Annotated in this window: 14 protein-coding genes; 1 reads left to right on the forward strand and 13 read right to left on the reverse strand. The window is 34.6% G+C overall.

Annotation, left to right across the window (positions count from 1 at the left end; translation table 11 throughout):
• Positions 1–35: 35 nt before the first annotated feature.
• The 9 genes from QRN68_RS15575 to QRN68_RS15615 all read right to left on the reverse strand — a co-directional run bounded on the left by QRN68_RS15575 (position 36) and on the right by QRN68_RS15615 (position 6,038).
• The gene (locus QRN68_RS15575) at positions 36–521 is read right to left on the reverse strand and encodes a hypothetical protein (protein WP_285397814.1); all 486 of its coding nucleotides are present in this window, start codon (positions 519–521) and stop codon (positions 36–38) included.
• On the reverse strand, positions 440–808 hold the full coding sequence (locus QRN68_RS15580) for a hypothetical protein (RefSeq protein WP_285397815.1): 369 nt from the start codon (positions 806–808) through the stop codon (positions 440–442). The genes QRN68_RS15575 and QRN68_RS15580 overlap by 82 nt, the downstream gene beginning before the upstream one ends.
• A 131-nt stretch (positions 809–939) precedes the next feature.
• A complete protein-coding gene (locus tag QRN68_RS15585; RefSeq protein WP_285397816.1) occupies positions 940–1,425 on the reverse strand; it encodes a DinB family protein in 486 nt (161 codons plus the stop codon).
• A gap of 281 nt (positions 1,426–1,706) precedes the next feature.
• On the reverse strand, positions 1,707–2,414 hold the full coding sequence (locus QRN68_RS15590) for an ABC transporter permease (protein ID WP_285397817.1): 708 nt from the start codon (positions 2,412–2,414) through the stop codon (positions 1,707–1,709).
• Between the two features lie 21 nt (positions 2,415–2,435).
• Positions 2,436–3,314, reverse strand: a complete 879-nt coding sequence (locus QRN68_RS15595; RefSeq protein WP_285397818.1) for an ABC transporter ATP-binding protein — start codon at positions 3,312–3,314, stop codon at positions 2,436–2,438.
• A gap of 99 nt (positions 3,315–3,413) precedes the next feature.
• On the reverse strand, positions 3,414–3,593 hold the full coding sequence (locus QRN68_RS15600; RefSeq protein ID WP_285397819.1) for a hypothetical protein: 180 nt from the start codon (positions 3,591–3,593) through the stop codon (positions 3,414–3,416).
• A gap of 113 nt (positions 3,594–3,706) precedes the next feature.
• The gene (locus QRN68_RS15605; RefSeq protein ID WP_285397820.1) at positions 3,707–4,723 is read right to left on the reverse strand and encodes an ABC transporter permease; all 1,017 of its coding nucleotides are present in this window, start codon (positions 4,721–4,723) and stop codon (positions 3,707–3,709) included.
• Positions 4,720–5,448, reverse strand: coding sequence for an ABC transporter ATP-binding protein (locus QRN68_RS15610; RefSeq protein ID WP_285397821.1), 729 nt, complete (start codon positions 5,446–5,448; stop codon positions 4,720–4,722). Before QRN68_RS15610 ends, QRN68_RS15605 begins: the two co-directional genes overlap by 4 nt.
• Before the next feature lie 101 nt (positions 5,449–5,549).
• The gene (locus QRN68_RS15615) at positions 5,550–6,038 is read right to left on the reverse strand and encodes an HXXEE domain-containing protein (RefSeq protein WP_285397822.1); all 489 of its coding nucleotides are present in this window, start codon (positions 6,036–6,038) and stop codon (positions 5,550–5,552) included.
• A 115-nt stretch (positions 6,039–6,153) separates the two neighbouring features.
• On the opposite strand from QRN68_RS15615, the gene QRN68_RS15620 reads away from it, so the two are divergent.
• Complete coding sequence (locus QRN68_RS15620; protein WP_285397823.1) at positions 6,154–6,753, forward strand: TetR/AcrR family transcriptional regulator; 600 nt, start codon at positions 6,154–6,156, stop codon at positions 6,751–6,753.
• 85 nt (positions 6,754–6,838) lie between these two features.
• Here QRN68_RS15620 and QRN68_RS15625 read toward each other — a convergent pair whose 3' ends face one another.
• The 4 genes from QRN68_RS15625 to QRN68_RS15640 form a co-directional block, all read right to left on the reverse strand.
• A complete protein-coding gene (locus QRN68_RS15625) occupies positions 6,839–7,636 on the reverse strand; it encodes an ABC transporter permease subunit (RefSeq protein ID WP_285397824.1) in 798 nt (265 codons plus the stop codon).
• Positions 7,633–8,520: an ABC transporter ATP-binding protein gene (locus QRN68_RS15630; RefSeq protein ID WP_285397827.1), complete on the reverse strand. Its 888-nt coding sequence runs from the start codon at positions 8,518–8,520 to the stop codon at positions 7,633–7,635. The genes QRN68_RS15625 and QRN68_RS15630 overlap by 4 nt, the downstream gene beginning before the upstream one ends.
• Positions 8,521–8,531: 11 nt before the next feature.
• Positions 8,532–9,179 (reverse strand): TetR/AcrR family transcriptional regulator, encoded by a 648-nt coding sequence (locus tag QRN68_RS15635; protein WP_285397825.1) that lies wholly within the window; start codon positions 9,177–9,179, stop codon positions 8,532–8,534.
• Positions 9,180–9,652: 473 nt separating this feature from the next.
• On the reverse strand, positions 9,653–10,555 hold the full coding sequence (locus tag QRN68_RS15640; RefSeq protein WP_285397826.1) for a hypothetical protein: 903 nt from the start codon (positions 10,553–10,555) through the stop codon (positions 9,653–9,655).
• Positions 10,556–10,876 lie beyond the last annotated feature (321 nt).

A 10,876-nucleotide genomic window follows, 5' to 3' on the forward strand; every position in this document is an offset into this window, starting at 1 on the left:
AACGCTTCTCTTAAGTATATAAGAACCCCGCTGCTTTAGCTGTGGGAGTAGTCAGGCAACTGTGAAAGTAATACGTCCTTAGCGCGTCCAAAATCGTAAGGTGATTGTTCGATTGTCGCTACTAATTTCTCCTTATCAATAAAGGGTGGTCCTTCATAAAGAGCAAGTTGTTTTGTGAAAGATGAATTCAGTGGTTTTGCCTTCACTCTTTTCTTTAAAATCGATAAAGGTTTGCCAGGTGGATAGTTTTTTTCATCAGATAATAGGCTAAGCCCGTTATCGAAAATAGGCGCTAGCTCCCACGTTTTTTCTTTTGGATCGTATAAAAATAAAATGTTATTTGTATGCCGATCTTCATTTAGAATAAGGGCATCAAAAGCGAATAGCTGTGCAGTCTGATGATGTACACCGAGTCCTGTATACTGTTCAACCTGCGTTATTAATTGCTCGAATTTTTCTTTAGTAGAAAGTGTTTTATTATTTGTGATAGGGTCAGTAGAGCTGAAATTTGCTTCAAACAAGGCTCAAGTGTCCCTTCCTGTTTTGTACCACGAAAGTCGAGTGAATAGCAACCTTCAAATTGTTCACCGTCAGCCAACTCAATGATACATGGCTGATAGACGACATATTTAGAGCGATTAAGAGTTGAGCATTCAAGTATGAGGGAAGCTAATACTTCTGCTTGCCCCTCATAACCTCGTGCATTTTGTTTGACCCACGTGTTGCCGATACGCCATTTCGATTGATTGCCTTTACTAGAGGTACTAATAATTTGTTCAGCATCGTTAGGAATATGAACAGTTTCCATGTCATCATAACCAATCTAGTTTGAAATACTCCTATTATATAGTGTCATCATCATTTAACGCAGCCCGGCCGGGGCGTAAAGACAAAAATAAGCTTTGGATAAATTGATGGTTCCAAAGCTCTTTCGTAAAATTATAATATTTTAACTTGCTCAATCTTTAAACCGAAAATTTGAGGTGGCTCAATCTGGTTCATTTGTAAATATGCAGAGATTTGTCCGCGGTGATGGATTTCGTGTTCGGGAATTGACATAAGTATTCTCCAAGCACTGACTTCGTGACCATGAAGGGTTAAAACCTTTTTTGACAACACATCGTTACCGATTTTTAAAAGACCCTCTGTTAATGCAATTTGACATGACTCTAAATAATTTGAAATATCCTCAAGAGAAGCACCCTTACTAGTATCGTGTCCTGCGTAAGTCCACGAGCCATATTCAAATATACCAAGAAACATTAAACGAGATGATGCGATATGCCGCAATAAATCACCTATAGAAAATTTATCTTCGGAGGGCCTCCAATCTAAAAGTTCATCAGGTATTGCCCTCATATATTGCATCGTTCGTTTATGAACACCATCTAAATATTTTACATATTCCTCTACGTCATGAATCATGTCTTCTCCCTCCAATTTTTTCTAACTTTTATTACTTATATTCTTAATTTTTTGGAATTATCCTTTAATTTAAGGTATTTTTGGAGCAAAGATATTTTAATAAAATAAATAAGTCTCCATAAATAGGGCCATTATAAAGGATTGCCTCATAACCGTTTTAATGATATGAGGATCGAAATGATTGACGCTTAGTAGTCCTTAATGATATGACCAATATCACTTTCATCTTCTATAATTAGCACCTTGGTTTTTTAACCATAGAATTCTTCTTCATTAGGAATTTATCTTCTTTTTCGATTCGATAGGAGGAAGAACAACGTCATGACTAAGCCTGCATAGATAAATATCCAAGCAAATCGCCAATAAAAGATGTTCGGTATTGTTTTTATAGAATCTTCAGAACTCATCATTTCCAATGACAGGTGGACAGGTGGAAGCAGCCAAATCAGTCCCTTTATCTGAAGAATCGACTCTTTTAAGGTAGCGATAACGACAGAAACAATTAAGATACTAAGTACACCCCACCAAGTATTTTGCTTGTTTTTGACGAGCTCTCTTGTAAAAATTGCTGAAAGTGCAATGGCTAGTACAGATAAACTAAAATGAGAGAGGAATCCTAATAATTGATGTATAAATCTTGGCTCTTCTCCAAAGGCACCAATTAGAGTAGGGTAAATCACTGATACACAGCTCAGACTGAATCCAATCAGTCCACAAATCATAAAAATTCCTAACTTATACTGTGTTCGACTTTTTGCATGAAGTGTGGTAATTACTTTTTGCTCTTCATCTTCCGCGTGAAATAGTGTGATTGTAAACCATCCCATTAGAAAAAAGAGAATGATGGCTGTAAACGAATAGCTATCTAATATTGGATTTGGGACAAAAGTATAGTTTATAACAAGACATAAAATGAAAATTGAAAAGGGTGGAACATATTTATAGGTTCTTAAATAATTGATAAATTGATAACGTAATAAACTAGTCATGTCGGCGTCTATTCTTCCTCATTAAAAATGGGTATAGAATTGTTCCTCCTTTTCATTTATCGGGATTAATTGTTTAATAGAGGCTTTTTTATGTAGTAGCTCTAATAATACCCGGTCTGTTTCCTCTGCCTTAATAACGGTGATTATCTCATAACAACCATTGTTTAAAAGACTTTGTTGTTGAATTTCAAGCATAGGTAGTATGTTATCCAATAATTCCTCGCTTGAAATCTCAAAAATTAATTTATTTTTAGATGTATTACCCTTATGTAATGAATCAGTTTGAATGACTTTGTTATGTTGGATAACAAGAACGGTATCAACAAGATGTTGAAGTAATTTTGTTTCATGACATGTTAAAACGATACTTAACCCTTTGTTCTTTAAAATAGAAAGGGTTTCTTCTAAATCGCTTTGTGCTTTAGGATCGAGTCCTGACAATGGTTCATCTAATATTAGCAGATCTGTATCTTCAAGCATTGCCTGCATAATCATAACTTTTTGCTTCATACCTTTGGAAAAATTATCAATCCGAATATTCCGCGCATCCTTTAAATGAAATAATTCCAGTAAGTCATTTATTCTTTGCTGTAGTTGTTTTTTTGCCATACCTCGAATACTGCCCATATGATAAAGATATTCTTCAGGTGTAAACAAAATATGTGAAGGCGTCACTTCTGGCACATATCCAATTTTTAAAGACTGTCGATGTTTCACAATGGAACCACTGTCAGCATCGACTAATTCTGCAATGATCTTTAGAAGGGTACTCTTACCTGACCCATTCTTTCCTACAAGAGCTATAATTTGATTAGCGCAAATAGCAAATGTAGCATTCTCTAAAATTTTCTTACCTCTATACTGTTTAGAGATGTTTTGTATTTCCATAATCGTATTCATCTTTACACACCTTTATTTTTAGGCTTTTTATTGTAAGTCATTTTCATTTCTAGTAATGCTTATTTACGATGTACAATGACCAAGACCAGTAACTGTAAATTAGTATAGATGAATATTAGTTCTTTTGCTAATAGAAAGTTGGGGTAATTTTCTATTTTTGTGTGTTTGTGTCCTACCAGCGTGCCGTGGGGGATTTCCGTTCCAGGCTACTCGCTTTCCAGTGGGCGAGCGTCGAGCCGCTTCCTCTGCTTCGTTGTTGCTGTCGCTTCGCTTTCGCACAGATAAAACATTTGTTGCTGACGCTTCGCTTTCGCACAGATAAAATTTTATGTTGAAGTTTCGTATTATTATACTAAAAAGGTTCTACCCAATTTTGAGCAGAACCCTTTTAGTTATAATGATCGATATTTTTTTAGACTTACAATATTTAATGTAATAAACACAAGAGCGAAGGAAGCGAGAATTGCTAAGTCCGGCAAAATGTCACTAAAGGAATATCCTTTATACATGACCCCATTCAACGCGTCAGCTGCATAATATAGTGGCATGATTCGACCTACATTTTGTAGCCACTCTGCCATATTATCGAGCGGGAAAATACCTGAAAAGAAAATTTGCGGTACAATGACAAGCGGTATAAATTGCATCATTTGAAACTCTGAAGCAGCAAAGCTTGATAAGAGAGCTCCTAAAGATAATGAAACAAGTGCAACGACAATATTGATTAGTAGAACGAGCCAGATGGAGCCAACGTGCACGATATCCAGCACATAAATCCCGAATAGAACAATAATAGTCGTTTGAAGAAAAGCAAACAATCCATAACCGATCATATAGCCGGCAACAATTTCAGAACGTTTAATTGGCGTAGCTAGTAAACGTTCCAATGTGCCTGAAGTTCGTTCTTTTAACAAGGCTATACCTGTGATTAAAAAGACGAAGAAGAAAACAAAGAAGCCTATAAGCATCGGGCTAAAAATATCAAAAATAGCGGTATTTTCATCGCCATATACATATTCAGTCATCAACTTCATCTGTGAAGATTGCTCTGGCTGCAAAACCTGAGAAAGCTTCATCTTTAAAGCCTTGGCGGTAGACGGATCATCATTTAATAATGTGAGCGTCAATTGAGTTTGATTGAAAGCTAACCAGCCATCATATTTTTCTTCTTTTAAACTGGTACTAGTGAAATCATTGTTTTCGATGACATGGAAATCCGCACCCTCAAGTTTTTCAATTATCTGTGCAGGACCATTTGAAACAACTAAAGTCATTTCATGTTCATCACTATTAAAAACAAAATACATTAACGAAAGCACAAGAAGTGGTGCAAAAAATAATAGGCCAAGTGTACGTTTATCGCGAACCATTTGCTGAATAATTCTAGTAACAATTGCGCCGATTCTCATAGTGCTTCACCTCCAGCTTTTAAAAACACTTCATCAAAATCTTTTGCTTGATAATGAGCTTTCAAATCATGTGGTGTTCCATGTGCAATGATACGGCCATTGCGTAGCATAGCCAACTGGTCACAGCGCTCTGCTTCATCCATTGCATGTGTCGTTACTAAAATGGTTTTATGCTCATCGTTTTTTAAACGAATTAACTCCTGCCAGATCTCCTTTTTCAATACGGGATCAATACCAACAGTTGGCTCATCTAAAATCAACAACTTTGGATTTTGGATAAGGGCAATTGCAAGGGATAATCTCCGTTTCATACCTCCAGAATAATTCATCACCTTACTATTTAAATCATCCGTTAAATGAACAAGACTTGCAGCATAATTTACACGTTCCGCACGCTCTTTTTTCGATAATCGATAAAGCTTTGCAAAAAAATGAAGGTTCTCCTCACCGGTTAAATCCAAATACAGTGCATCTGATTGAGCCATATAGCCGATATCCATCAATAATTGCTTATGAGGGACTGTATAATTTAACACTTGAATACTACCATTATCGGGCTTGATCATGCCCATAATCATTTTTATTAACGTTGTTTTCCCGCAGCCAGAAGGACCAAGTAAACCAATAAGCTGTCCCTTTGGAATTTCTATGGAAAGCGGAGCAATTACTTGTTTATGATGAAACTTTTTTTCAATAGAGTTTAACGAAATCGCGTTGTTTCCCATTTATCCATCTCTCCTTTTACTGAACATAGTGTTGATACCTGAAATTTTAAGGCAGTGATTAAGCAATTACAATAAACAGAATAACAAAAAGTGTTCATTGATTACGTTTTCGAGTTAAATGTAAACATCTTGCCTAACTTAAACAGAAATGGAATAAGCGCTAACAAACTTAGACCTACCATAATCGTTGAAAATAATAGCTCTGTCCATCCAATTAAATGTGCCTCAAACATCCTTTGAATAATGAAGCAGTTAATTGGAATATTAAGTAGCAATCCTGTTACAAGTCCAGGTGCATATTTTTTCATTATTATTGTTGCTAAAAGATGCGGAAAAACAGCATTGATAATCATCGCGCCTAAAAATCCAACGAAAAGCCATTTCGCAAAATTAGACTGTGGGAAAAATATAAAGAAAAATGCCGATAAATATGCTAAAGCTGTAATCACTAACATTGCGAAATGAAATTCATTTGGTGTCACAGCTTTTTGAAACTTTAAACCTTGCTTTGACCATTGAGGTAGCCAAATTGCTTCTTCAATATTGTGCAAGGTAATTGCTAAACAAAAGAAAACTGCTAAAGCTTCCATTAATTTTTCTCTCCTTTACTGAACACAGTGTTGATACTAGTAAAATTTTAAGTTAGCATGTAGGCAATTACAATGAACAAATTGGTATAAAGTGTCAATAGAACGGAGGTTATATATGTCTATCCATAAAATAATGAATTTTGAAACAAAACAGGCTATAAAAAATGCATTAATTATACAAATAGAGGAGGTAGGCTTTGAACGAGTAACAGTTAAAAATCTAGCTTCTACTGCAAACATCAATCGAGGAACATTTTATTTACATTATAAGGATAAGTTTGAAGTGATGGAGGACTTGCAGCAAGAGCTAATAAGTGAACTAGAAAGCTATGTTAAAAATGTACAACCACTAGAAGCCTTTCAAATGTTAAAAACAGGACAGTTTTATCCACCATTTGTCGAAGTGATTAAATGTTTTAAAGAGCATGCCACAGCCTTTCGAGTTATATTAGGGGAGCAGGGCAGTCCCGGATTTAGCAAGAGGTTGAAGGAAGTCTTTAGTAATCAAATTTTAGATAGACTATCCGTTATTGGAGAGGAATTGCAAGATCCAGAATTCCGACAATATTTACAGGCTTTTTTAGCTTCTGCAATTTTAGGGATTATTCAGGAGTGGCTAGACAGAGGAAATGAGGAATTAAGTGTGGAAGAATTGGCAAACATTCATTTTCGTTTATTGCGTTTCCTTGGTAATTTAACGTCTATGCAGTCATGAATGTTAACACAGGTTTCGCAGGTATTCCTATATTTCTAGAGATCTAAAAAACTGCTTGCTCAGAGAAAGCAAGCAGTTTTTTAGGTTATAAATACAAATCCCTTTTAACAAAAACACGAATAGCCAGCATATAGCATAGCATGCCAATTAAAAATAATGCACCAAGCATCCAAATGGACGAGCTATCTTGAGTCATTAACTTTTCTGGGTCAAACAACGAATAAATCGTGAAGTACTGAAGCTTTTCTAAAGAGCCCCCCATATTGCCAAGTGCCTGAATTAAGTAAAACAGTAAGGGCACACCAGTACTATACGCATAAGAAGTTTTTAAATCCTTGCTACTGCACGAAATAAGAAAACAGTAGCCACTAATAGCAAAGTGTAAGAAAAAAAGACCGATATTTAATGTCAAAAAAGCAGCTATATCCAATTTATTCGGAAAAAGAATCTCAGAAAATATGATTGCAACCAAAGTTGTCATAGAGAGAAGTATAAAGATACTAGCAACTAAAAAAAATGCTTGCGTAAAAACAATTTTAAAACGTGTATTCGGTGTCGCAATCAGGTAGGCCATTGAACCATTTTCGATATAGCCCATAATTAGTTTATTTGCTAACATAATGATAAAAATTAACGGCAGAATGAGCAATAAAAATCCATACAAATAGGTTGATAGAAATTCAATTAACGTATTACCTATATTCGTCATACCGAATGCTGACATCAATTCAGGCATTGTTTCGGTAAGCTTATTAAGGGTATTGCTCATTTCAGGGTTATACATATAAACAATACTAATGATATAGAGCATTAATACAGCGAGTATGATACTAAAAAGCTTAACAGTAGCTAGTACCTCATGTTTTAGCAAAGTAAAGTTCATGATTCTGTACCTCCTCTTTCGTAGTAATGCATAAATATATCTTCGAGAGATTGAGAAATTATATCGATGTCATTAATTTTATAGTCGGCTAATGTATGAAGCAATGTTTGGACATTACCTTGAACTTTTATAATTGCTTGTGTTGGCCCAATTTGTTCAATTTTAAGTTGTTCTCCTAAGAAACGAGATAACTCTTGTTTGCTTTGAAATTCTATTAAAAACTTTTTGGATTTTTGTTTTTTTAAGCCAGCAATTGTTTCAGTAGCAACAATTTTTCCGGCATTAATAATGGCTACACGGTCACAGGTTTTCTCAATTTCTTCAATCATATGAGAGGACATAAATATCGTCGTCCCTTTTTCTTTTTCAGCTAAAATAAATTCAATAAATTTTGTCTGCATAAGAGGGTCTAACCCGCTTGTCGGTTCATCTAAAATAACGATCTCAGGATTATGCATAAACGTACAAACTAAGCCAACTTTTTGCTTCATCCCTTTTGACATTTTCTTTATAAGCCCTGTGGCATTTAATTCAAAGTATTGTATAAGTTCATTAGCTCTTGTTAAATCATGTAACCCTCGCATTTGGGCAATAAATTTAATAAATTGTTGTCCCGTCATTTTATCGATAAACGCTATTTCGCCAGGTAAATAACCGACAAATTTTTGGATTTCTGCCGTAGATTGACGACAATCTAATCCTTTAATGTAACAACGACCTTCTGTTGGCTGTAAAAAGCCCATTAAGTGTCGGATTGTTGTAGATTTACCTGCACCATTGGGACCTAAAAATCCGAATACCTCACCTTTTTCGATTTGTAAGTCTACGTTCTGTACACTATAAAAATCCCCAAACCTTTTAGTTAAATTATTTACTTCAATCATTGTCATACAATTCACCTCTTTGTGTTTTTGTATACTAATTGCTTTAAAAATTGAAAATAATCGTTTGCTTCCTCCATGCATTGTTCTAAGAGTTGGTTAAAGGCTTCACTGTTATCTACATTACTCTTCAATCGTTCTTCATATCGATCACTTATTCCATCCGTAACCCACCGAATGGTATCGATCGCTTTTTTACTATCTATATTTTTATGAAACAAATCGTAATCAATTCCTGCAAACACACTGTTATAGGAACTATTTTGTAAAGTTAAATTATATTGATCGAGCTCACTTCTTACTTCTAAACTTGTTTCAATATACGTCTTTTTAAGGAAATCAAAAAAAGTATGGTACTGCTTAATTAATTCCAATTTTATTTTCATGATTTGTTCATAGCGTTTAAATATGTCAGGTTCTTTTAAATCTAAGCGGCTATTGATTGCATCAATGAAAATTGTTATAACGTATTCATATAAGTATAGATATAAATTTTTTTTACTACCAAAATAGTGATATAAAATACCTTTTGAAATTTTGGCATCCTTAATGATCTTATTTGTTGAAGCGGTATCGTAATTATGGATGGAAAATTCTTTGAGTGCAGAGTTGATAATTTTATGTTGTTTTTCAACCTCTAAATTAAGGAATGTTTGATACAATTTTTTTCTCCTTTCAGTTTATATTTAACATGATTATATACGAGTTGACCAAAGTGGTCAATCGAAGAGATGGATATTTTTTCAAAGGGATTAGGGAATTATCAAGTGAATTTTAGGGTGATGTGCCTTGTCATAACAGATAGGGGAGAGGGAAGGAAAAAATCGCGTTATTCTTCGCAAATAAGGAGAAATACAGAAGGAGATGAAGAGTCCTGTAGATGAAGCAAACAATTTCGAATACATTGTTATTCGGTTGCAAGGAGGACAATCGAAACCCCTCAGGGAGGATTAAAAGTAATCGTCATTTCCTATGACAACGCCTTCGTAACCAACATCATGTTACCCTGAGGAGGCTCATTATTTTCCCATGAAAAACTTCTGACTGGAACCAAATGTCCTCTAGGTCAAATGTTTTTAAGTATTTAAAGAATGGTGATTTGAAGAAAATTAGGTGATTTCTTTAGAACAGAAATTTAATTTCCATAGTAATTATGCAATGCTACTTCTAAACGTGCTTCTAAATGCTTCGAAATAAAACTCAATACAAATTGCTCTTTTTCCATTTCAATTTGAGAAGAGCGGAAAATTTTTGTAAAGAATCCTACCTTGTTTTCCGTAGAAAATTGCTGCAATGCTTCTGTCCGCAATGTCGACACAATTTCATTTTCAATATGACGCTCACGAATTTTTTGGACAATATCCTTAACGCTATCCTCTTGCAGCTCTGAAATTTGCCTTTGTAGATTCTCGTTTTCTTGTTTAAGTTCAGCTGTTTCCTTTTGAACTTTTTCAACTTGAAGGGTAGATTCGGAGGATAACAATTGAAACTTTTGTGCAAGAAAATCTTGATTAAAGGTTACTTGCAATGCTCCATGATCTTCATTTGGAAAGATATTAAAGAGTCCTGTTTGTATCATTTGCTGTAGCACGTTGCCAAGAACATCGACTTTGTTGGTTAAATCATCAGTACCTAAAGTTGTTGCAATTATTTGATGCTTGATGAGCTGACCATTGTCATCAATACCTAGTATGTGTTTTAAACCTTTGACGCGGTATTCATCCTTTAACAGTAATAACATACGAAGTCTTAAAATGGCAGGAAGGTTCAAACGAATATTGGTGTTTGGGCTAATCGAAGCATAATCAAAAATATACTGTTCAAATGGTTTAATGTAATAACGAAGCTTTGCATCAGTTATTTCAAACCAGCCAGCGACATCTGAAGTAGAATAATAATTTGATTCCTCAATATGCGCTAAATAGTCGTCATTATAAAGTATTTCTTCTAGAGGCGGCGAATTTTGTATAACGACAAACAATGGGTCATGTTGCACAATTCTGAGTACCATTTCTTTTGCATCATTTACTTTAAGCATCCTTTCACACCCCACTTTATTTTCCGTAAATGTTCTCTATATAGGTTTCTATTCTGTTAGAAGCAATTGTATGACTATTTTCTAAAGGAAATAATTGTTAGCACCTGTTACCTGAAAATTTTTAAGACTCACAGGAAAAAAATAAGTCGTAATAAGTGAAGATACGTCGATATATGAGTGTTAGAGGGATACTCACAGTAACATCCAATTCTTCTGTATTAGCATTTTGTTGTCTTTCTTGTTGTAATGAAGGAACCTCTTTTATGTATAAATGTCAACACCAATATGTACATTTTCGCTCGTTTAAGGATGTACAAAATT

Source organism: Lysinibacillus sp. fls2-241-R2A-57 (assembly GCF_030209535.1).
Lineage (GTDB): Bacteria > Bacillota > Bacilli > Bacillales_A > Planococcaceae > Lysinibacillus.